21 protein-coding genes are annotated in these 21,382 nt (G+C 73.4%); 7 read left to right on the top strand and 14 right to left on the bottom strand.

Annotated elements, in window-relative coordinates; translation table 11 throughout:
• Positions 1-67 precede the first annotated feature (67 nt).
• The 4 genes from JOF41_RS01220 to JOF41_RS01235 form a co-directional block, all read right to left on the bottom strand.
• Positions 68-1,498, bottom strand: a complete 1,431-nt coding sequence (locus tag JOF41_RS01220; RefSeq protein WP_209623982.1) for a PH domain-containing protein — start codon at positions 1,496-1,498, stop codon at positions 68-70.
• Positions 1,499-1,590: 92 nt separating this feature from the next.
• On the bottom strand, positions 1,591-2,088 hold the full coding sequence (locus JOF41_RS01225; protein WP_229795189.1) for a PH domain-containing protein: 498 nt from the start codon (positions 2,086-2,088) through the stop codon (positions 1,591-1,593).
• A gap of 345 nt (positions 2,089-2,433) precedes the next feature.
• Positions 2,434-3,741, bottom strand: a complete 1,308-nt coding sequence (locus tag JOF41_RS38085) for a LuxR C-terminal-related transcriptional regulator (protein ID WP_307867163.1) — start codon at positions 3,739-3,741, stop codon at positions 2,434-2,436.
• A 99-nt stretch (positions 3,742-3,840) separates the two neighbouring features.
• Positions 3,841-4,044, bottom strand: a complete 204-nt coding sequence (locus JOF41_RS01235) for a hypothetical protein (protein WP_189222235.1) — start codon at positions 4,042-4,044, stop codon at positions 3,841-3,843.
• 538 nt (positions 4,045-4,582) lie between these two features.
• Between JOF41_RS01235 and JOF41_RS01240 the strand changes: the two genes are divergently transcribed.
• From JOF41_RS01240 to JOF41_RS01255, 4 genes are read left to right on the top strand one after another with little or no spacing between them, the layout of a single operon-like run.
• Complete coding sequence (locus JOF41_RS01240) at positions 4,583-5,575, top strand: tetratricopeptide repeat protein (protein WP_209615446.1); 993 nt, start codon at positions 4,583-4,585, stop codon at positions 5,573-5,575.
• Positions 5,576-5,598: 23 nt separating this feature from the next.
• Positions 5,599-5,931, top strand: coding sequence for a hypothetical protein (locus tag JOF41_RS01245; protein WP_209615450.1), 333 nt, complete (start codon positions 5,599-5,601; stop codon positions 5,929-5,931).
• A 42-nt stretch (positions 5,932-5,973) separates the two neighbouring features.
• Entirely contained in the window at positions 5,974-8,133 is a 2,160-nt protein-coding gene (secD, locus tag JOF41_RS01250) for a protein translocase subunit SecD (RefSeq protein WP_209615453.1), read from the top strand.
• Positions 8,130-9,320 carry a cation:proton antiporter gene (locus JOF41_RS01255; protein WP_209615457.1) on the top strand — a complete coding sequence of 397 codons (1,191 nt, stop codon included), beginning with the start codon at positions 8,130-8,132 and terminating at the stop codon, positions 9,318-9,320. Before secD ends, JOF41_RS01255 begins: the two co-directional genes overlap by 4 nt.
• Before the next feature lie 42 nt (positions 9,321-9,362).
• Here JOF41_RS01255 and JOF41_RS01260 read toward each other — a convergent pair whose 3' ends face one another.
• Together JOF41_RS01260 and JOF41_RS01265 are read right to left on the bottom strand one after the other, a co-directional pair.
• Positions 9,363-9,824, bottom strand: a complete 462-nt coding sequence (locus JOF41_RS01260; RefSeq protein WP_209615460.1) for a VOC family protein — start codon at positions 9,822-9,824, stop codon at positions 9,363-9,365.
• A complete protein-coding gene (locus tag JOF41_RS01265; RefSeq protein WP_189222229.1) occupies positions 9,821-10,390 on the bottom strand; it encodes a DinB family protein in 570 nt (189 codons plus the stop codon). The genes JOF41_RS01260 and JOF41_RS01265 overlap by 4 nt, the downstream gene beginning before the upstream one ends.
• A 61-nt stretch (positions 10,391-10,451) precedes the next feature.
• Between JOF41_RS01265 and JOF41_RS01270 the strand changes: the two genes are divergently transcribed.
• Both JOF41_RS01270 and JOF41_RS01275 read left to right on the top strand, forming a co-directional pair.
• On the top strand, positions 10,452-11,477 hold the full coding sequence (locus JOF41_RS01270) for a helix-turn-helix transcriptional regulator (RefSeq protein ID WP_189222228.1): 1,026 nt from the start codon (positions 10,452-10,454) through the stop codon (positions 11,475-11,477).
• Positions 11,474-12,634: a lactate 2-monooxygenase gene (locus tag JOF41_RS01275; RefSeq protein ID WP_189222227.1), complete on the top strand. Its 1,161-nt coding sequence runs from the start codon at positions 11,474-11,476 to the stop codon at positions 12,632-12,634. Before JOF41_RS01270 ends, JOF41_RS01275 begins: the two co-directional genes overlap by 4 nt.
• Here the strand turns inward: JOF41_RS01275 and JOF41_RS01280 are convergent.
• The 5 genes from JOF41_RS01280 to JOF41_RS01300 all read right to left on the bottom strand — a co-directional run bounded on the left by JOF41_RS01280 (position 12,606) and on the right by JOF41_RS01300 (position 16,470).
• On the bottom strand, positions 12,606-13,427 hold the full coding sequence (locus JOF41_RS01280) for an ESX secretion-associated protein EspG (RefSeq protein WP_209615463.1): 822 nt from the start codon (positions 13,425-13,427) through the stop codon (positions 12,606-12,608). The genes JOF41_RS01275 and JOF41_RS01280 overlap by 29 nt on opposite strands.
• Positions 13,428-13,445: 18 nt before the next feature.
• Positions 13,446-14,675 carry a PPE domain-containing protein gene (locus JOF41_RS37595; protein ID WP_209615466.1) on the bottom strand — a complete coding sequence of 410 codons (1,230 nt, stop codon included), beginning with the start codon at positions 14,673-14,675 and terminating at the stop codon, positions 13,446-13,448.
• Positions 14,676-14,679: 4 nt separating this feature from the next.
• On the bottom strand, positions 14,680-15,270 hold the full coding sequence (locus JOF41_RS01290) for a DUF3558 family protein (protein ID WP_209615469.1): 591 nt from the start codon (positions 15,268-15,270) through the stop codon (positions 14,680-14,682).
• A 115-nt stretch (positions 15,271-15,385) separates the two neighbouring features.
• Entirely contained in the window at positions 15,386-15,946 is a 561-nt protein-coding gene (locus tag JOF41_RS01295) for a DUF3558 domain-containing protein (RefSeq protein ID WP_209615472.1), read from the bottom strand.
• A 5-nt stretch (positions 15,947-15,951) separates the two neighbouring features.
• Positions 15,952-16,470 (bottom strand): hypothetical protein, encoded by a 519-nt coding sequence (locus JOF41_RS01300; RefSeq protein WP_209615476.1) that lies wholly within the window; start codon positions 16,468-16,470, stop codon positions 15,952-15,954.
• Positions 16,471-16,504: 34 nt separating this feature from the next.
• On the opposite strand from JOF41_RS01300, the gene JOF41_RS01305 reads away from it, so the two are divergent.
• On the top strand, positions 16,505-17,368 hold the full coding sequence (locus tag JOF41_RS01305; RefSeq protein ID WP_209615479.1) for a hypothetical protein: 864 nt from the start codon (positions 16,505-16,507) through the stop codon (positions 17,366-17,368).
• Here the strand turns inward: JOF41_RS01305 and JOF41_RS01310 are convergent.
• The 3 genes from JOF41_RS01310 to JOF41_RS01320 form a co-directional block, all read right to left on the bottom strand.
• Entirely contained in the window at positions 17,350-18,027 is a 678-nt protein-coding gene (locus JOF41_RS01310) for a helix-turn-helix transcriptional regulator (RefSeq protein ID WP_209615481.1), read from the bottom strand. The two genes, JOF41_RS01305 and JOF41_RS01310, sit on opposite strands and share 19 nt — an antisense overlap.
• A 152-nt stretch (positions 18,028-18,179) precedes the next feature.
• The gene (locus JOF41_RS01315) at positions 18,180-19,538 is read right to left on the bottom strand and encodes a carbohydrate-binding protein (RefSeq protein WP_189222220.1); all 1,359 of its coding nucleotides are present in this window, start codon (positions 19,536-19,538) and stop codon (positions 18,180-18,182) included.
• 97 nt (positions 19,539-19,635) lie between these two features.
• A complete protein-coding gene (locus JOF41_RS01320) occupies positions 19,636-21,309 on the bottom strand; it encodes a bifunctional 3'-5' exonuclease/DNA polymerase (protein ID WP_189222219.1) in 1,674 nt (557 codons plus the stop codon).
• Between the last annotated feature and the right edge of the window lie 73 nt (positions 21,310-21,382).

Consider the following 21,382-nt stretch of genomic DNA (forward strand, 5'->3'; position numbering starts at 1 on the left):
GCGGCCTCGCGTGGTGGTCGGGGCGTCTGCAAGTACTACCGGGGGTGGGGCTGAGCGACGCTTGCTACTACCCGGCGTCGGGGGTGGGTTCGAGGAAGGGGCGGAGGAGGTGCGGCACGGCTTCGTCGGCCAGTGCCAGGCCGTCGGTCTCGCCGACGTCGGTCACGTGGTAGGCGCTGTCGCCCGCGGCGGTGGTGGCGGAGATGGTCAGCAGGCCGGAGCGGCGTTGGAAGAACGACTGGGAGATCCGCCAGCCGATGATGCCGGTGCGTTGCAGCGCAACGGTTTCCCGCAGCGCCGAGCCACCGCGGCTGAGCAGGTGGCGCTCGGTCAGTGCGTGCCCCAGCGAGCGGTACCGGTCCCAACCCAGCCACGCCGCGAACGGCAGCAGCGCCAGCGCCGCCTGCCACGCCCAGTCCGGCGCGAACACCGCCAGCACCGCGGCGAGCACCAGCACCGGCGCCAGCGCGCGGACCATGCGCCGCCGCAGCGCCGCGCGCGGGTGCCGCCGCAACGGGGTCAGCGTCGGCGACTCCGGCACCCCCAGCACCTCGGCGGCCACCCGGTGCGCCTCGCCGACCGGCGCGGGCGGCAGCAGCAGGTTGCTCTCGCCCTTGCTGCCCAGGCCGGTGGTGACGGAGGTGGCCTGCGCGCCACGACCCGCCCGCAGCAGCAGCGGCTCCTTGATCTCGACACCGCGCAACCGTTGCTCCGCAACGGAAACCGAGCGCGTGGTGAGCAGACCGCGGCGCACCCGCACGGTGCCGTCGGGCTCGCGGGTCAACTGGTAGTTCCAGTACTGCACCAGGTACAGCAGCAGCGAGCCCAGCGTCGACAGCACCAGCACGACGAGCACTGACACCGCGATGGTCAGCCCGAGGGGCCGCTCCACCACCCAGTGCGCCGCGTCGGTCATCGGCTCCAGCACCTCGATGTCCAACTCGCGCGCGTAGTTCATCACGATGCCGAACAGCGCGCCCATGCCCACCAGGCCGGACAGCGTCAGCGGCGCGTAGCGCAGCCAGCTTCTGTCCAAAGCGGACAGCACGGTGCTCGGACGCGGTGGCGCGGCCGGGGCGGATTCCTCCGCCGGGGCGTGGTCCAGCAGCAGCAGGCGCAGCCGTTCGGCCTCGGCGGAGGACACCGCGTCCAGCGTCAGGCCGTCCTCGCCGGGCGTGTCGCGCCTGCCGGTGCCGACCCGGATCGCGGACAGGCCGAACAGGCGGTGCCCCAGCTTCGCGGTCAGGTCCACGGTGCGGATGCGGTCGCGCGGCACGGCCAGCCGCTTGCGCACGAACAGCCCCGTGCGCAGCTCGACCTGCTCGGTGGTGATCCGGTACCGGGTGGTCAGCCAGCGCAGCAGGCCCAACCCGACGATCAGCGCGATGACCGCGATGCCGCTGACGAACCGCCAGGTGTCACCGTTGCCGAGCACGAGCAGGCCGACCAGCACCGGGACGAGGTTGATCAGCTCGTTGAGCGGGCGGACGACCAGCATCCGGCCGTCCAGCCGGTGCCAGTCCACCACCGGCTCGGCGTACTCCGGCGCGGCGGGCAGCTCCGGTGCGCCCTGCGGAGCCGTCTCGGGGTTCACGTGGCATCACCCGGCGTGGCCTGGGTGGTGCTGGTCAGCTCCTCGGCCAGTCGCACCGCCTCGTCGTGGTCGAGGCCCTCGATGTGCACCGGGCCTGCCGCCGAGGCGGTGGTGACGGTCACGGTGGACAGCCCCAGCATCTGCTGCAGCGGGCCGCGCTTGGTGTCCACGGTCTGGATGCGCGACACGGGCGCGATGCGCCACTCCTGGTTCAACCAGCCGGACAGGGTGTAGACCGCTTCGGGCGTGGACTCCCAGCGGTGCACCCGGTAGCGCCAGCGCGGCATGACCGCGGTGTGCGCGGTGCCCAGCGCCAGCGTCGCGACCGCGACCGGCAGTTGCCACGGCCATGGCTGGTCCACCAGCAGGAGCAGCACGCCCTGCGGCACCAGCAGCACGAGCCAGCCGATGACGGCGTGCAGCGTCCAGAGGGTGATGGCCTTGCGGCTCACCCGGTGCCTCGGCGCACGCAGGCGCAACACGTCGGTGCTCACGCCCCCACTGTGCCGCAAGGCCGGGCCCGCTGTGCGCGCGGACCCGGCCTCGCGTCCACTTCCTAGGGCTGCGTGTAGGGCGGCGTGAAGGTGCAGGAGGCGGTCTGTTCCACCGCCGTCCCCTCCTGGCAGGGCGTCCCCGCGTTCGCACTCGCGGTTGTGGCCGTGACGACTCCGAACGACGCGCAGAGGGCCGCGGCGGCCAGGAGTCTGCGGAGAGAGTGCACAACCATCGTCAAGCTCCGTTCGACCAGGGGACAAGCGTCCAAGCGGAGCATGGCACACCGAAGATGTCCAGCTCATCACCCAGTTTGCCCGCACTGGGGTAGGTAGAACCCCCGACTTTCACGGCTGGGCGGTCGCGTCGTCCAAACCGATCCACCACACGGCCGCCCCCGCCCGGTCCCGCACGCCCAGCGTCCGGTAGATCCGCTGGAGGTGGTTCTGCACGGTCTTCGGCGACAGCGCCAGCTCCTCGGCGATCGCGCCGGTGCTGGCCCCGTCGGCCACCCGCCGCAGCACCTCGATGCCGCGCTTGGTCAGGCCCGCCTGCAGCGCCCGCGCGATGCGCCGGTTGGTCTGCTCGGCGGTGGTGCCGCTGCGCAGCGGCCGGTAGCCGCGCGGCGGGGCGAAGGTCCGCTCGCGGTGCGGCTCGAAGCGGTGGTGCGCCAGCTGTTCCGCCAGCCGGGCCGACGGGTCGTGCTCGCGCATCCGCAGCAGGTCGCGTCCCTCCTGCAACTCCCACAGCCGGTGCTGCTCCAGCTGCAGCCGGGCGTGCCGCAGCGCCTGCCGCAGCTGACCGGCCCGCTCGTGGGCGGTGCTGAGCGCGCCGTGGGCGCGCACCGCGACCTCCCGCGCCAGGCAGCTCATGGCCAGTTCGGCGGCCTCGGTGAGCTGCGCGATCTGGTCGGCCAGCCGGTTGCGGCTGCCGCTGCAGCGGGCCCGCGCGATGAGCAGCTCCGCGCGCAGCACCGGCCGGTCCCGGCCCGCCAGCAGCCGCTCGGCGCGGCGGCACGCGCGCTGTGCCCGCTCCACCTCGCCCAGGTCCAGCCGGACGTGCGCGACCAGCAGGTTGACCCGCGCCATGAGCAGCGGCTCGTCCAGCTGCTTCCACCGGTCGCGGGCCTGCCCGCACAGCGCTTCGGCGCGGCGCAGCTTGCGCACGCAGGGTTCGCCGTCCAGGCTGCACCGGGCCCCGTCGGTGCGGGTCATGCAGTGCTCGTGGTACTGCGTGCGCATGAGCTTGGCCTGCTCGAACAGGATCGAGCCGGTCAGCTCGGCGTCGCCGGTCAGCTCGGCCAGGCCCAGCGCCCTGGCCAGCGAGTGCAGCGACCGCTCCCGCGAGTCCAGCCGCAGCTCCACCACCGCCCGCGAGAAGCCGCACCACGCCTGCAGCAGCGCGTGCCGGTTGGCCGAGGCGATCCGCTGCACCCGGTCGATGGTGTCCAGCGCGCCGGGCAGCAGGCCGCGCTTGCCCAGCGCCACCGACTGCGCCAGCACGCCGAACGCCACGCCCTCGGCGTCGTCGAGCCAGGAGAACGCGGCCACCGCCTTCTCTGCGGACTCCAGCGCGTCGCCGGGGCGGCCCTCGTCCAGGGCCATCCGCGCCTCGCGCAGGTTGGCCACCGCGGTGGCGCGCGGATCGGCGTTCACCACAGCACACCCCGTGCCCGTGTGCCCCGACCGTGATTGCGCACGGCCCCGATAGTGGCACTACCTACCCACGAGTAGGAAGGGCGCGGGTGAATCCGGTCAGCTCTCGGGGGTGTCCGAGGCGTTGACCACGGCGTCCCGCAGCGCGGCCCGCAGCCTGCCGACCTCCAGCGGTGTCAGCACCGCGGCCTCACCCGGCGGCACGGTCACCACGACGTGCCCCTGGCTGACGAAGACGGTCATGTCGCGACGACGGGATGCGATGTCCCGGCAGGCGATCTGCCACTCCTTGGCTGTGCTCACGTCCCCCTACCTCCCACTTCCTCGACACGGGTGCTCGGACCAATCCGGGCGCTCGCGGGGGTGGAGACGCACGCGGACTGGTGGCATGACGGGAGTTCCGCCAGGCGACCGTGCCGAGCCGCCATAGCGTCGCACAGCGTGTTCATCTTGGTCACCTGGAAGAGGGAAAAATGGCTAAACCGCAACGGATCGTGATAATCGGGTCAGCCCCGGTCGGTGGCCGCGCGGCCGGGTCGGTGCTGCTCCGGCAGGTCGGTCCTCTTCGGCCAGTCGGCGCACGGAGCCCCGGAAATGCCTGATACGCAGGGGAAATCCGCCTTGGCAACCCCGATGCCCCGAACGCCCGCAGGTGCTGCCCGATCCGCGCGCCGCGATTCCCCCGGCTCGGACCTGCGGTAGACGTCATCGCGCTCTGTAGGGCCGAACGGGTGATCATTTGCTCACATGGAGTAAGGCAAGATCATTGTTGATCGGGAAACCACGTGGGCGCTGTCACACTGATCGGCGTCGTCCGGGAGGCGCGCGTCCGGGAGGTGCGATGTCCGAGCCGATCACCACCGCCGTCGTGCGGGCCGCCGAACTCACCGCCAGCGGACTCCCGCACCGGGCGATCGCCCTGCTGCGGCCCGCGCTCGCGGCCGACCCGCTGCACCCCGAGGCGTGGTGCGGGCTGGCCGCCGCCCACCTCGACGCCGGTGAGCCCGACCCCGCGCTGGAGGCCGCCAAGCGGGCGCTGGTGCTGGGCGGCGACCAGTCCTGGGCGCAGCGGCTGACCGCGCTGGCGCTGAGCGAGCTGGGCAGGCACACCGAGGCGGCGGTCGCGGCCAGGGAGTGCGCCCGACGCGCGCCCGGCGACTGGCGGTGCCTGGTCGTGCTGGCCGAGGTGCTCGCCGCCGACCCCGGCGGACGGCGGGAGGCCGTCGCGGTGGCGCGGGAGGCCACCCGGCTGGCGCCCGAGCAGGCGCGGACGTTCCAGGTGCTGGGGGACGCGGCGCTGCGCGTGCGGGACTGGGGCACCGCCGAGCACGCCTACCGCACCGCGCTGCGGCTGGACCCGTCCGCCGAGGACGTGCGGGCCAACCTGGCGACCGTGCGGCGCAAGCGCGGCGCACCCGCGCCCACCGCGTCCCCCGCGGCCGAGGCGCTGGCCGCCGCGCACGCGCTGGTGTGGCCCGCGTTCTCCCGGCTGGCCGCGGTGCTCGTCATCGGCGGGCCGCTGCTGCTCCTGGCGGGGATGCCGAGGCCGACCCCGGCGACCGGCGCGCTGTCCGGGGCGCTGGTGCTGCTGTGCGCGGTGATCGTGCTGCGGCCGGCGGCGCGGGGGCGCGCGGTCCGCAGGGCCCTGCTGCACCTGCCCCGGCACCGCCCCGAGGTCGCGGTCGTGGCGACCGCCTTCGGGCTGGCGCTGCTGGTGCTGGTGGGCTGGACCGCCGCGCTCCTGCTCGGCGCGAGCACGGTGCAGCCGCTCGTCGTCGCGTGGCTGTGCGCGCTCGCGGGCGGAACCGTCGTGGTGCTCGGCCGCACCGGTTAACCTGGTTGTCGGAAGGGGGGCGGATGACCCGACGCGCGGTGCTCGTGATCATGTCGTTGATCGCGGGCTTCGTCGTGTTCGGCCCCGTCGCCCCGGTCCACGTCGGCGCGGTGGCCGCGGTCGCCACGCCGATCGACGCGGCGCACCTGCCCAGCGCCACCAACCGCACCCCGGCGGCGCACCCGGTCCAGCACCTCGGCCACCTCGGCAAGCCGCTGGACGGCGTGCAGCCCGCCGTGCACGTGCCGCCCCAACCCGTGGTGCGCGCCGACGTCGTCGACCCGACCCACCTCGCCCCCGAGGGCCTGAGCCAGGTCCCGCTCGGCGAACGCGCCCCTCCCCGCACCTCCAGGTAGCCGAACCCACCCCGTTCGCCCTCACCCGGAGGTCCCCTTCCCATGCCGCGCCCACCGGCGCGGCGAGAGCTGCTCGTCCGAGGACTGCTGTCCTTGGGCGTTCTCGCCGCGTCCGCTTTCCTGCTGCTCACCAGCCAACCGCGCCTCGGCCTCGACCTGCGCGGCGGCACCCGGATCGTCTTGGAAACCCCGCCAGAGGCCACCGCCGAGGCCACCGACCGCGCCCTGGAGGTGCTGCGCCGCCGAGTCGACGAGCTCGGCGTGGCCGAACCCGTGCTGGCCCGCTCCGGCGACCGGCGGATCGTGGTCGAGCTGCCCGGCGTCCAGGACCCGGCCGAAGCGGTCGAGGTGCTCGGCCGCACCGCCCAGCTGGCCGTGCGCCCGGTCACCGGCCCCGGCCAGGAGCAGTCCCCCGACGGAGCCGGACTGGCCCTCGGACCGGTGGCGATGACCGGCGAGGGCATCCGGGACGCGCGGGCCACGCCCAACCCGGCGGGCGTCGGCTGGCAGGTCACCGTCGACTTCCAGGGCGACGCCCCGTCGACCTGGCAGCGGATCACCGCCGAGGCCGCCTGCGCCGCGCCCGGCGACCCGCGCAGGCAGATCGCCTTCGTGCTCGACGGCGACGTCGTGTCCGCGCCGCAGGTCGACCCGTCGGTGCCCTGCCGCACCGGCATGATCGGCACCAGCACCCAGATCACCGGGCAGTTCGCCCAGGCCGAAGCCGAGGAACTGGCGCTGGTGATCCGCTCCGGCGCGCTGCCGGTGCCCGTCGAGGTGGTCGAGCAGCGCACCGTCGGCCCCACGCTGGGCGCCGAGGCGATCGAGGCCAGCAGCCGCGCGGCGATCATCGGCGTGGCGCTGACCAGCCTGTTCCTGATCTTCGCCTACCGAGTGGCGGGCCTGGTCGCGGTGCTCGCCCTGGCCGGGTACGCGGCCGTGGCCTACGCGGCGCTGCTGGCCGTCGGCGCGACCCTGACGCTGCCCGGCCTGGCCGGGTTCGTGCTGGCCATCGGCATGGCGGTGGACGCCAACGTGCTGGTGTTCGAGCGGGCGCGGGAGGAGTACGCGCGGCGCAAGCGCCTGCCCCGGTCGGTCGACCTGGGCTTCCGCGGGGCGCTCAGCGCGGTCGCCGACTCCAACGTGACCACCCTGCTCGCCGCCGGGCTGCTGTTCTGGCTGGCCACCGGGCCGGTGAAGGGCTTCGGCGTGACGCTGGCCATCGGCGTGCTGGCCTCGATGTTCAGCGCCCTGGTGCTCAGCCGCGTGCTGATGCGGCTGGTGGTGCCGCTGCTGGAGAAGCGGCCCCGGTGGAGCGGCCTGCACGACCTCGGACGGGTGCGGACGTGGCTGACCGCGCGCGGCACGCGGCTGTTCCAGCGGCCCCGCAGGTGGCTGCTCGCGGCGGGCCTGCTGGTCCTGGTGGCGCTGTCCGGGCTGCTGGTGCGGGGGCTGGAGCTGGGCGTGGAGTTCACCGGCGGGCGGATGTTCGACTACACCGCCGCCGCGGTGGACACCGGTCGCGTGCGGGCGGAGCTGGCCGCGGCCGGGTTCGGCGACGCCGTGGTCACCACCTCGGGGGCGGACGGGATCTCCGTGCGGACCGGACCGGTGGACGAGGCCGCCGCGGCCCGGATCGGCGCGGCGGTGGACCGCGCGACCGGTGGGGCCGAGCGGGTCGGCAACGAGCTCATCGGCCCCAGCCTGGGCGCGGAGCTGCGCCGCGACGCGCTGATCGCGCTGGCCATCGCGGTGGCCGCGCAACTGGCCTACCTGGCCGTGCGGTTCGACTGGCGGCTCGGGCTGGCGACCGTGGTCGCGCTGGTCGCCGACGTCGCCGTGCTGGTGGGCGCGTTCGCCTGGCTGGGCAAGACGGTCGACGGGGTGTTCCTGGCGGCTCTGCTGACGGTCATCGGCTATTCGGTCAACGACTCGGTGGTGGTGTTCGACAGAGTGAGGGAGTTGCGCCGCGCGCAAGGGGACCAACCATTCGCGACAGTGGTCGGCAACGCTGTCCTGCAGACCGTGCCACGCACCGTGAACACCGGGATCGGGGTGCTGTTCGTGCTGGCCGCACTGCTGGTGCTGGGTGACGGGTCGCTGGCCGACTTCGCCACCGCCCTGCTGATCGGCCTGGTCGCGGGCACCGCCTCGACCGTCGTGACCGCCGCTCCCGTCGCGATCGCCCTGGAGCGCCGATGAGCACCGGGCACGCGCTGCTCGCGGTCGGCGGGGCCTTCCTCGCCGCGGGCCTGATCGCGCGGGCGGGCGTCCGGATCGGACTGCCGACCATCCCGCTGTTCATGGTGGCCGGCATCCTGTTCGGACCCAACACGCCGGGGCTGTCCCTGGTGCGCGATCCCGCCGAGATGGGCGTGCTCTCCGGGCTGGGCCTGGTGTTCCTGCTGTTCTACCTGGGCCTGGAGTTCTCCGTGGACGACCTGGTCTCGGGCGGGCGGAAACTCGCCGTGGCCGGGACCGGCTACCTGCTGCTCAACATCGGCGGCGGGCTGGCGTTCGGGTTCGCCCTGGGCTGGGGCACGCGGGAAGCGCTGGTCGTCGCGGGCGCCATCGGCATCTCCTCATCGGCCATCGTGACCAAGCTGCTGATCGAGGCAGGCCGCATGGGCAACCCCGAGTCACGGCTGATCATGGGCATCATCGTGATCGAGGACCTGTTCCTGGCCGTGTACCTGGCGGTGCTGCAGCCGGTGCTCGGCGGCGCGGACGGCTTCGGCGCGGCGGTGCTGGACTTCGCCAAGGCGCTGCTGTTCCTGCTGGCGCTGGCCGCCGTCGCGCGCTGGGGCGGCCGGGTGGTGACCGGGCTGTTCGGCTCGGCCGACGACGAACTGCTGGTGGTGTGCTTCGTCGGCGTCGCGGTGACCGGCGCGGCGGTCGCGCACGAACTGGGCGTCTCCGACGCGATCGGCGCGTTCATGGTCGGCGCGGTGCTGGGCGGTTCCGGGGTCGCGCCGAGGGTGCACAAGCTCGTGCTGCCGCTGCGGGACGCCTTCGGGGCGCTGTTCTTCTTCATCTTCGGGCTCAGCATCGACCCGCGTGCCGTGGGGCCGGTCGTGGTGCCGGTGCTGCTGGCCGTCGTGGTCACCATCGCGCTCAACCTGGGCGCCGGGCTGTTCGCGGCCAAGCTGCACTCGTTCGACCGGCAGCAGGGCGTCGACATCGGCCTGACCGTGCTGACCCGAGGGGAGTTCTCGTTGGTCCTGGCGTCGATGGCGGTGGCGGCGGGGCTGGACTCGCGGGTGGCCCCGTTCGTCGCGGGCTACGTGCTGCTGCTGGCGGTGATCGGGCCGCTGGCCGTGCTGCGGTCGCACGAGCTGACCTGGCTGCTGCCCGCGCGGCTGTTCGCCAAGGCCGGAGCACGCCACTGAGGCGGTGTGCCGGGGCGGGTTCCCCCGTCCCGGCACCGCACGTCAGTCCAGGCAGAACTCGTTGCCCTCGGGATCGGCCATCACGATGTGGCCCGCGCTCAGCGGGGGAGCGGGCTCGTGGCGGCGCACCCGCTTCGCGCCCAGCGCCACCAGCCGGTCGCACTCGACCTCCAGCGCCGCCATCCGCTCCTCGCCCCGCAAACCGGGAGCCGCGCGGACGTCGAGGTGGACGCGGTTCTTGGCGACCTTGTCCTCGGGCACCTTCTGGAAGAACAGCCGTGGGCCGACCCCGTCCGGGTCCTCCACCGCGGAACTGTCGTTGCGCTGGTCCTCCGGCACGCCGATCCGCGCGAGGAACTCGTCCCACGCCGCCGGCACGTCAGCGCCCTCGGGCAGGTCGACCCCCGGAGGGGAGGGGTGGACGTAACCCAGCGCGTCGCGCCAGAAGGACGACAGCGCCGCCGGGTCGTGGGCGTCGAAGGTGATCTGGACCTGGAGGCTCATCGGGTCGTCCCGTTCCTGTGCAGGTGCAGGTCGCGCAGCAGGCAGACCTCGGACAGGTGGTGGATCAGCTCGCGCTGGATGTGCAGCACCAGGTCCGCCATGGGCGCTTCGGGGAAGGGCTCCTTGTCCCCGACCGGGGCCCGCAGCCCGGCCTCGTCGAGAGCGCGCACCCCGGCCGTCCACCGGTCGAGCTGGGTCTCCAACTGCTCCAGCGCCGTGGTCGCGTCGCCCGCGTAGTCCCAGGTCTCGTACGACGCCTCCGGCGCGCCGAAGTGCGCCGCGTTGCGCATGGCGAGCACGCCGACGATGACGTGGCCCAGCCGCCAGGCGATCGTGGTGAAGGGCGGCGGGACCGGCTGGGGGAAGGCGAAGTCGATGGTGAAGTCCCCCGAGCCCCCCTGCGCCGGCGCGGTCGAGGTGCCGCGCGGGCGCACGCTCCAGGCGTCCGGCACCGGTGACCAGAAGTACTCGTCGTCGGTGAGGCCGTCGAGCCTGGCCCGGAGCTGGTGGTCCCAGTGGAACTCCCACTGCTCGCGCAACGTCCGGTTCCAGTCGAAATCGTTCATGGGGACACCGTGACACCCCTAGCGGACAGGATCGTTCCGCTATCTCTGGCAGGGTGGTCGCATGGCGGAGGAGCGGGGGACCACGGAGCGGGTGCTCACCCTGCTCTCGCTGCTGCAGCAGCGCCAGGTCTGGACCGGCCCGGAACTCGCCGACCGGCTCGGCGTCACCTCGCGCACGGTGCGCCGCGACGTCGAGCGGCTGCGCGCGCTGGGGTACCCGGTGCAGGCCTGCCAGGGCGTCGGCGGCGGCTACCAGCTCGGCCCCGGCCAGGACCTGCCGCCGCTGCTGCTCGACGACGAGGAGGCCATCGCCACCGCCGTCTCGCTGCTGGCCGGAGCCGGTGGCGCGGTCGCGGGCGCGACCGACGCGGCGCTGCGGGCGCTGACCAAGCTGGACCGGGTGCTGCCCACCCGACTCCGGCACGAGGTGCGCGCCCTGTCCGGCTCGGTGGAATCCTTCGGCGGAGGCCGCACACCGGTGGACCCCGAAGTGCTGATGACCCTGGCCAGGGCGTGCCGCGCGGAGGTCGAGGCGGGTTTCGGCTACCCGTCCGGCGGCCAGGTGCGGCAGCGGCGGGTCGAGCCGTACCGCCTGGTCGCCTCCGACCGGCGCTGGTACCTGCTGGCCTACGACCTCGACCGCGACGACTGGCGCAGCTTCCGCGTCGACCGGATGACCGACGTGTCCGCGCGGACCTGGCGCTTCCGCCCGCGCGCGGCACCCGACGCGGCGGCGTACGTGCAGGAGGGGGTGGCCAGCCGGGTCTACCGGCACCAAGCGCGCTGCCTCGTGCGCGCGTCGGCCGAAGTGGTGCGGGCGCAGATCCCGGCGTCGGCGGCCGTCGTGCACCCGCGCGGCGAGCACTGCGAGGTGGTCAGCGGCGCGGACAACCTCGACTTCGTGCTGATGCACATGGTCCTGCTGGGACACGACTTCGAAGTGCTCGACCCGCCGGAGCTGCGGGACCGCTGCCGCGTGCTGGCGCAGCGCCTGCTGGCCGCCGGTGCGCCCGTGCTTGCGGGTGGCGCGGGCCGGGAAGAGCATGATCGGCGGACCGTTGGCCGAGTGGATGATGGTGTGGGATGACGAGCTTCGCCGCGTACCAGAACGAGATCTACCTGCAGGGCCTGGCGGACAACAAGCCGCCCTTCACCACCAACCCCGACGAGCTGGAGGCGTCCGCCCGTGAACGCCTCGGACCGGGGCCGTTCTGGTACGTGGCGGGATCGGCCGGGACGGGGGCCACCGCGCGGGCCAACCGGGAGGCGTTCGACCGGTGGCGGATCGTGCCGAGGATGCTCACCGACGCCACCACCCGCCACCTGGGCACCTCGCTGCTGGGCACGGAGCTGCCCGCGCCGGTGCTGCTCGCGCCCATCGGGGTGCAGTCGATCCTGCACCCCGAGGGCGAACTGGCCACCGCGCGGGCGGCGGCCGAGCTGGGGGTGCCGTTCATCCTGTCCACCGCCTCCTCGCACACCATCGAGGACGTCGCCGAGGCGGCCGGGGACGCGGCGCGCTGGTTCCAGCTGTACTGGCCCAACGACCCGGACGTGTGCGCCAGCATCCTGGACCGGGCCCGCCAAGCCGGGTTCACCGTCCTGGTGGTCACCCTCGACACCTGGACGCTGGCGTGGCGCCCCCACGACCTGGACCAGTCGTACCTGCCGTTCCTGCGCGGGGTGGGCACCGCGATCCCGTTCAGCGACCCGGCGTTCCGCGCCGGACTGGCCGCGCCACCGGAGGAGGACCTGCCGATGGCGATCCTGCGCTGGGTGCAGCTGTTCACCGGCACCGACCGCGGTTGGGACCAGCTGGCCTTCCTGCGCGAGCACTGGGACGGGCCGATCGTGCTCAAGGGCATCCAGCACCCCGACGACGCGCGCAAGGCGGTCGACGCCGGGGTGAGCGGCATCGTGGTGTCCAACCACGGCGGCAGGCAGGTCGACGGGGCGGTGGCCTCGCTGGACGTGCTGCCGGAGATCGCCGAGGCGGTGGGGGAGCAGGTCGAGGTGCTGTTCGACTCGGGCGTGCGCTCCGGCGCGGACGTGGTCAAGGCGCTGGCGCTGGGCGCGAAGGCGGTGCTGCTGGGCAGGCCGTTCGCCTACGGGCTGGCGCACGGCGGTGAAGTCGGCGTGCGGCACGTGCTGCGCGGCCTGCTCGCCGACTTCGACCTCACCCTGGGCCTGTCCGGGCACCGCAGCCCGGCCGAGCTCAACCGGGAGGTGCTGCGGCGTCGCTGAGCAGGCGCAGCCTGGCCGTCAGCGCGGCGGGGCCGCCGGGCTGCACGGTGATCCACGCCGTGCCGTCGCGGCCCGTCGAGGGGGTGGACAGGTAGCGGCCGGTCGTCGTGTCGAAGAACGTCAGCGGCGCGGCGCACCGGTGCTTGCGGCCGAACCGGTCACGCCGCGCGGCGAACAGCTGACCGCCGCCCAAGCGCTGCTCGGCCAGCAGCTTGCGGACCAGCCCGGCCTCGACCACGTGGCCGCCGGTCCGGTAGTTGGCCTGGAGGAACGACTGCTCGCCGTGGTCGGAGCCCGCCCGCTGAGGTCCGTTGTCCCGCAACGACTCCGCGGGCAGCGAGATCACCCCGCCGCGCCCCGGCGGCATCTCCGGCAGCGCGGCGACCAGCGACCGCACCGCGTCCTCCGGCCGGATCGGCTCCAGCGCGAAGTGCCGGTCCGGCAGCAGGACCACGCGCAGCGCGTCGTCCCCGGACACCACCACCAGCGCCGACCGGGTGTCCTCGTCGCCCTGGTTGAAGAAGGCGTAGTACTCCGCGCCCGCCTCGGCGACCAGCCGCAGCGACCGGCCGAGGTCCGGGTGGACCCGCCCGCCGCGAGCCAGCCCCGCCCGCTCCAGCTCGGCCCACCCGGAGCGGGCCAGCTCGGCGAGCCCGCCCACGTCCCCCTCCGCCAACCGGTCCTCGTCGAACTCGACTCGCGTCAGCAGCGCGTTGTGCAGCGCGGACAGGCCCTCCGCCTGCCAGGCGTTGTACAGCGCCACCGCCGGGACCACGACCCTGGTCCGCAGCACGTTCCCCCCTTGGTGGTCCTACTCGCCGATGACGGGCGGGGCGACCATCGTGCCGTCGCCGAAGATGTCCTCGGTCTCCTGCAGGTACGACGCGGACTTGTGCTCCTTGTCCTCGTCGCCCTGCCCCCGGCCCGCACCGGCGCCCACGCCGCCGGCACCCATCCCGCCCGCGCCCATGCCGCCGGGACCTCCGCGCCCCGCCGCCGCGCCGCCGCCCGGCCCGTGCGCCAGCGCGCCCGTTCTGCCGCCGGGGACCACGCCGGTGCCACCCGTGCCAGGGCCGCCGGTACCAGGACCGCCCGTGCCGGGAATGCGCGGCACGCCCCCTGTGCCGCTCGCACTCCGGCCGCCCGCACCACCACCGCCACGCCCGCCGGGCCGGTTGCCGGGGTTGTGCGTGGCGTGGGGACCGAACGCGGGGACGTCCGACCCCCACGGGCGCGGGTCGCTCGGTCGCAGCGCAACGTCCGAGCCCGGCAGGTCGACCTGCGGCGGCCCGAGCGGCCGGTCCGGGACCACACCGGACCGGCGGGTGCTGCCGTCGTCGCCGCTGGGCGGCGGAGCACTCGGACCGGTCCAGGACTCGTCGGTGCCCCCGCCGACCCGGTCGTCACCGCCGCCGGGCCGGTCCACCGGGTACCAGGGGTGACGCGGCGGGACGACCGGCGGAGTGATCGGCGGGGGTGGAGCGGGCCTGTCCCCGCCGATCTCGTCGGGCGGCCGGAACGTGGGCAGCCCAGCGCTCGCCGCGTTCGCGGCGCTGCCGTAGGTGCTGAACACCCGCATGTTGCGGGAGTTGACCTGCTGGCTCTTCTCGACCGCGTCGTCGTAATCGGTGTCCCACGGGACCGCGTCGTTGCACCAGGGCTTGTCCGGGACATCGACGGGCTTCTCGACCTCGTGGTAGGCCCGTCGGAACGCCTCGCTGAGGGAACCGGTGCGGTTCGCGGCCACGGCCGCGTCGGACGCCACCGCCTCGGACCAGGTGGCCAGCGGGATGGTGGAAGCGCGGGCCTGGTCGCCCGCCACGCCCTCCCAGACCGCACCCGAGTCGCGAACGGCCTTCCTGATCAGGTCGGCGATCTCGCTGTGCAGGTCGGCCAGGTCGCCCCAGTTCCGCTGACCCGCGTCGGTGGTCTGACCGGGGCCCTTGCCCTCGTGGAACCACCCGTAGATCTTCTCGGCCCCGACGCCCACTTGCAGGAGGGCGAAGCCGCCGAAATCCATGTCCACGTCGCCGGGAGCCACGACCTCAGCCCTTCAGGTTCGCGATGACGGTTCCGGCCATCCGCTCGGTGGCCTCGCACGCCTTGCCGTAGTTGGGGTCGTCCTGGCCCGCCGTGCTGATCTGGATCATGATCGCGTCCTTGCCGGAGGTGCGGATCGCGGTGGTGCAGCTGCGCAGCCCGTCGATGGCGTCGCTGCTCATGATCGGCACGCCGGAGACATCGGACTGGCTGAAGGTCGGGTCGGATTTGCTGTTGTCGACGATTTCCTCGTAGGTGCTGCCGTCGTTGACGAAGATGATCTCGTAGGTCGAGTCCTTGAGCACGTCCGAGCCCTCGTAGGTGCAACTCGGTCCGCTGGCGCTGGTCCCGGTCTCCAACTCCCGGAACTTCCCCAGCGCGCTGACCTGGTCGGCTTTGAGGACGTCGCAGGGCACGTCGAAATACTTCGAGATGTCCAGCGCGTCACCGCCGGTCGGCGTGCTGCTCGGGACGCCCAGGGCTGTGGTGGTGGTCGCGGGGTTCGGCGTGCCGCCGACGTCGGAGCACGCGGCCAGTGCGACTGCCGCGGCGGTGCCCGAGAGGAGGACTCGCGGAATGCGCTTCAAATACTTCATCCCTCCGGCTTGAACGCGTCGGTGAGCGCGGATTCGGCTTCTGGTGTCGGGTCGGCTGGTCGTTGATGTCGCGAAGCCGCTCTGGTCCACGCCCGCGTTGCCCGGAGCCATGACCTCAGCCCTTCAGGTTCGCTATCACCGTTGCGGCCAGCTTTTCGGTGGCCTCGCACGCCTGGCCGTTGTTCTCGGCGTCGTTCTTGGCGATGTCGGCTTGGACGAGGATCGCGTCCTTGTCCGACGTGCGGATCGCGGTGGTGCAGCTGCGCAGCCCGTCGATGGCGTCGCTGCTCATGATCGGCACGCCGGAGACATCGGACTGGCTGAAGGTCGGGTCGGATTTGCTGTTGTCGACGATTTCCTCGTAGGTGCTGCCGTCGTTGACGAAGATGATCTCGTAGGTCGAGTCCTTGAGCACGTCCGAGCCCTCGTAGGTGCAACTCGGTCCGCTGACACTGGTCCCGGCTTCCGGCTCCCGGAACGTGCCCAGCGCGGTCACCTGGTCCGGCTTCAGGATGCCGCAGGGAGCGTCGACGTACCGGGAGATGTCCAGGGCGTCTCCACCGGGCGGGGCGCCGCTCGTCGCGGGCGACGGGTCCGAGGTACCGGTTTCGGCGCACGCGCTCAGCACAGCCGCAGCGGCACTGGTGGCCAGGAGGGCTCGGATGATGCGCTTCAAGAATCTCATCCCTTTGGCTTGAACGCGTCGGTGGCCGCGGACTCGGTCCGCTGGTACTCCTCCAACGCATTGCGGACGTTCTCGATCGTCTTTTCGAGCGCTTCCTTCGCCTTGAGGTTGGCCCACAGGTAGCCTCCCTCGTTCTGCCCCGCGACCTGCTGGAGGGAGATCGTGGCCATCCCGCTGTAGACGTCCTTGCCGGGTGAGCCGACCCGGTTGATCTCGTCGGCGGAGCGCCGCGCGGCGATGAGGTGCCGCAGCGCCTCCTCCAAGCCGACGATCAACTTCTGGGCCTGGTCCGGGGCAACGGTGAACCGCGTCCGCGCCACCGGACCGGCGGCATCCATCGCGACGTTCTCGGCCACGAAGCCGATCCTCTTGGCCGCTCCCTCGGCAGCGTCGAACACGATTGCGCTCCCCTCACGCACCGCCCCCCGCGAGCGATGATCGCACGAGGTTTGGGGCATATCGGCCGCGTCGACCCACATGCGCTCGTTCGAGTGACAGGTGTCCGATTCGTTCAAGACCCGATGGGGTGAGCACGCCTAGGGTCGCCGCATGATCGAGCGAGCACGGACCTTCCTGTGGCACCACGCCCGCGTCCTGGAGCAGCGGCGCTTCGCGTTCCTGTTCGACGGCGGGCCAGCCGAGCCGGTGGTCGCGGCGGTGCTGGCGCACCGCAACGCCGACGGCGGGTACGGGCACGCGCTGGAGCCGGACGGTCGGGGGCCGAGCAGCCAGCCGCTGCACACGCGCACCGCGCTGGAGCTGTTCGCCGAGGTGGGCGCGCCGGAGCACGCGCTGCCCGCGTGCGATTTCCTGGCCTCCGTGGCCAATCCCGACGGCGGTGTGCCCAACGCGCTGGGCACGGCGGCGGAGCACCCCAGGGCACCGTGGTGGGTGATCGATGAGGGCAGCGACCTGCTGATGACCGGCCTGCTGGCGGGCGCGCTGCACCGCCTGGGCGTCGAGCACCCGTGGCTGGACCGCGCCACGGAGTTCTGCTGGGACCGCGTGGAGAACCTGACCAAGAGCCACCCCTACGAGGCCAACGCCTGCCTGGTCTTCCTCGACCGCGTGCCCGACCGCCCGCGTGCCGAGCGGGCCGCCGCGCGGCTCGGGGAACTGGTGCGGGAGCAGGGTTTGGTGGACTTGGGCGAGGGCAGGGCGCACGAGGGCTACGCGGCGGGCGAGACGCACAAGCCGCACGACTACGCCTCCCGACCGGACAGCCTGGCGCGCCGGTGGTTCACCGACGAGGAGATGACGCGCGATCTGGACGCTCTCGTTGCGGCGCAACGGGAAGACGGCGGCTGGACGTTCCCGTGGCCGGTGTGGACGCCGGTGGTCGAGCACGAGTGGCGGTCGATCGTGACCATCGAGGCACTGCTGACGTTGCGCGCCTACGGACGGATCAGCTGACCCAGCGGGACTCCCGCGAGCTCGCGGACTTCACGGGACAGGTGGGCCTGGTCGGCGTAGCCGGTGCGGTGGGCGATGTCGGCGAACGGGACTCCCCGCCAGGCAAGCGACATCGCCTCGTCGAAGCGCAGAATCCGTTGCAGCGCCTTGGGTCCGTAGCCGAACGCGGCCAGGCTCCGCCGGTGCAGTTGGCGCGCGCTGAGTCCGAGCCGGTCGGCCAGGTCGGCGACGCCGCAGGTGCGGACCGCTGTGGCGATGGCCTGCGTGAGCGGGTCGGGCGGCGTGGCGCGCAGTCGTTCGACCGCGACGCGGGCGAGCACCGCCGACGGGTCGGGTGCCGAGGAGAGTTCTTCGCACAGCCGGTCCGTGCGGCCCCACAGCTCCGCCAGGGGGACGCGCAGGTCGCGCAGCGCGTGGGCGGGTACGCCCAGCACCGCCGGGCCGACGCCGGGGTCGAAGCGGACGGCGTGCAGGTCGGTCGGCCCCATCTCGGTGACCTTGCCCGAGGTGTCCGGTCCGGCCACGAACACCTCGCCGCCGGTGGCCGAGAAGATGATGTCCGTGCAGCCGTCCGGCACCACCCGGCCCACCTCGGCGGTCGTGGAGGAGCGCCGCCACCGGCAGCGCAGACCCGCAGGAGCGGGCAGTTCCTCGTACACGGCCCCAACCTAGCGCCGCCCCACCCAACAAACACGTCTGCAAGTACTACCCGTGCGGCTCCTGGGAGCGCGTAACTACTACCCGCGTTGTGGGGCGGGTAGTAGTCAGCGGCCCGTCGCGGCGGGGCGGGTAGTACTTGCAGACGCTGGGGTCAGCCGAACTTGATCCAGTCGACGCTGGTGAACGGTGCGGGCTGGCCGCTGGTGAAGGTGATGTAGACGTCGTGCGTGCCGGTCACCCCCGCGATGTTCGCGGGCACCGTCCGCCAGCTCTGCCAGCCGCCGGTGTTGGCGATGGCGAAGCTGCCCACGGGGGTCGCGGTCGGGCTGTCCAGCCGCACCTCGACCAGCCCGCTGACGCCGCTGGCCGCGCCGGAGGCCACGCGGGCGTTGAACTGCGTGGCGGTGCGGCTGCCGAACCGGACGCCGGAGAACTTCAGCGAGTTGCCGTTGCCCAGTTGCGCCACGGCCTGCCCGCCCTCGACGGTGCCGCCGGAGCGGGACGTGGCCTGCTCGGCCTGGATCTCACCGTAGGCGTCCCAGCCGCTGCCGCCGGGGTTCTCGCCGCCGCCGTTGCCGCTGGACCACACCGCCACGTAGTCGACCACCAGCGAGTGACCGGGCACGGTGGCCGCGGTGGGGGTGTTGAAGCCCGCCACGCCGTTGGGGAACGCGCCGCCCATGGCCAGGTTGAGCAGGATGAAGTAGCCCGCGTGGTTGGTCATGTTGTTCCACGTCTCCGCGCCGAGCTGGCTCTGGCTGACGGTGTGGAACTGCTGGCCGTCGACGTACCAGCGCAGCTCCTTGGCGCCGTCGTCCCACTCGAACCGGTAGGTGTGGAACGCGGACTGGCAGGACGAGCCGGGGCAGGCGCGGCTGGCGCCGCGGCCGTTGGTCTCGTCGCACGGCCCGCCGGGGTTCACGCCGCAGTGCAGCACGCCCCACACGGAGTTGAGGCCGTTGACGTTCTCCATGATGTCGAACTCGCCGATGGCGGGCCAGTTCCAGTAGTTGCCCCGGTAGGGCGAGCCGAGCGCCCAGAACGCGGGCCAGTAGCCCAGCGCGGCATCGCCGGTGACGTTGGGCATCTGGATGCGGCCTTCGATGGCGAGCTTGCCGCCCGCCGGCGGCTTGAAGTTCGACCGCTGCGTCTCGATGCGGGCGGAGGTCCAGTTGCCCGCGCCGTCGCGCAGGGCGGTGATGCGCAGGTTGCCCGCGCCGTCGAGCTTGATGTTGTTCGGGCTGTTGGTGTAGTTCTGGATCTCCCCGGTGCCCCAGTTGGCGGGCCCGCCGGGGTAGTTGTGGCCCAGGTCGAAGATCCAGTTCGACGACGAGGGCAGGCTGCCCGCGGCGCCGGTGAAGTCGTCGCTCCACTGCAGCGTCCAGCCCGGCGGGGTCGAGGGCACGGACGCGTTGGCGGGCGTGGTGACGGCGACCGCCGCCGGCGCCGCGGCGAGCACGGCCGCGGCGGCGACCAGCGCGCGTCGGGCGCGGTTGCTTCGGGGCTCCATGCGCGGGTGACCTCCTTGTCACGGTGTTGCACTGCGAGCGCTTTCATGAGAGCGCTCTCACGGCCGGGTCTCAATCACCCGAACGGCGCAACGACCCCTATTTCGCGTCGGCGTAGCTGTCCACCGGCACCGCCTTGAGCGGGAACCGCACCGGCGTCGCCCCGAACACCAGCCGGGACGCCTCCTCACCCGCCGCGGTGATCTGCGCGCACACCTGCTCGGCCAGCGGCGCCGGGCAGTGCACCAGAACCTCGTCGTGCTGGAAGAACACCAGGTGCGCCTGCGGGGAGACGGCGTGCAGCCTGCGCCGCAGCGCCCCCAGCAGCGCCGCGGTCCAGTCCGCCGCGCTGGCCTGCACCACGAAGTTGCGGGTGAACCGGCCCCAGTCCCGCGCGGCCCGGCGGGAGCGGCGCAGCGAGTCCTCGTCGTCGTCGGCGCTGCCGGTCACCTCGCGCCACGCCGCCGAGGGCGGCGGGCTGGTCCGGCCCAGCCGGGAGCGGACCATCCGGCCCTGCTCGCCCGCCACCGCCGCGGCCTCCACGTAGCCGACCGCCTCGGGGAAGCGGCGGCGCAGCACGGCCAGCAGCGCGGCGGCCGGACCGCTGGTGCCGCCGTACATCGCCGACAGCATCGCCGTCTTCGCCTTGTGCCGGTCGCCCTCGAACGCCCCGGCCGCCAGCGCGGTGTAGAGGTCGTCCCCGGCGGAGGCGGCGGCCAGCTCGCGGTCGCCGGACAGCGCGGCGAGCACCCTGGGCTCCAGCTGCGCGGCGTCGGCGGCCACCAGCCGCCACCCCGGATCGGCGCGCACCGCCGTGCGCAGCGTGCGCGGGATCTGCAGCGCCGCCCCGCCGCGCGTGGCCCACCGGCCCGACACCACGCCGCCGACCACGTAGTCCGGCCGGAACCGGCCGTCGGCCACCCAGGCGTCCAGCCACGACCAGCCGTGCGCCACCCACAGCCTGGCCAGCTCCTTGTAGGCCAGCAGCGGCTCCACCGCCGGGTGGTCCACCGACTTGAGCACCCAGGCCCGCGCCGACGGGATGTCGATGCCCTCCCTGGCGAACGCCCGCACCACGCCCGGCGGGTGGTCTGGGTTGACCGGCTTGCCGCCGAACGCCTCGGTGATCCGGTCGGCCAGCTCCGCCAGCCGCGCGGGCCGCACGCCCGGCGCGGTGCGCGGCCCCAGCAGCTGCGCCAGCAGCGCCTCGTGCACGTCGGCCCGCCACGGCAGCCCGTGGTGGGTCATCTCGGCGGCGGCCAGCGCGCTGGCCGACTCGGCGGCGAGCAGCAGGCGCAGCGGATCGGCGTGCGGCAGGGTCGCGGCGACCCGCTGCTGCGCGGCGTGCACCGCCACGACGGCGTCGAGCGGGTCCGCGCCGCCGGGCAGCGGCTCCTGCTCGGGCTCGAACAGGGTGGGCTGGGCGTCGCGCTTGCGCGGGCCCCGGTCCTCGGGCGGCGGCAAGCCCGCCAGCCTGGCCACTGCGGCGGGCAGCTCCTTGGGCTCGTGGTGGCGGCCCTGGTAGGCCAGCAGCAGCGACTCGGCGTGGTGCAGGTCCAGGCAGCGCTCCACGCGCACACCCCTGGCCAGCAGGGCCGGGTAGACCTCGGCGGTGGCCGCCCACAGCCAGCGGGGGCGGTGCCTGGCCTCGTGCTCGGCCACCGCGCCCGCGAGGTCGGCGGTCTCCACCACGGGCCCCTCGGGCACGCCGGAGTCGGAGAGCGGCCGGAGCCGACCGGCGTTCTCCGCGTGCGACACGAGGGCGATGAGCACAGCTCATCTTGCGCCACACCCCCGACAATTCCGGTGGCGAGCACCGGGCGCTCGCGACGTCGGGTAGTAGTTG

This window comes from Saccharothrix coeruleofusca, assembly GCF_017876325.1.
Lineage (GTDB): Bacteria > Actinomycetota > Actinomycetes > Mycobacteriales > Pseudonocardiaceae > Actinosynnema > Actinosynnema coeruleofuscum.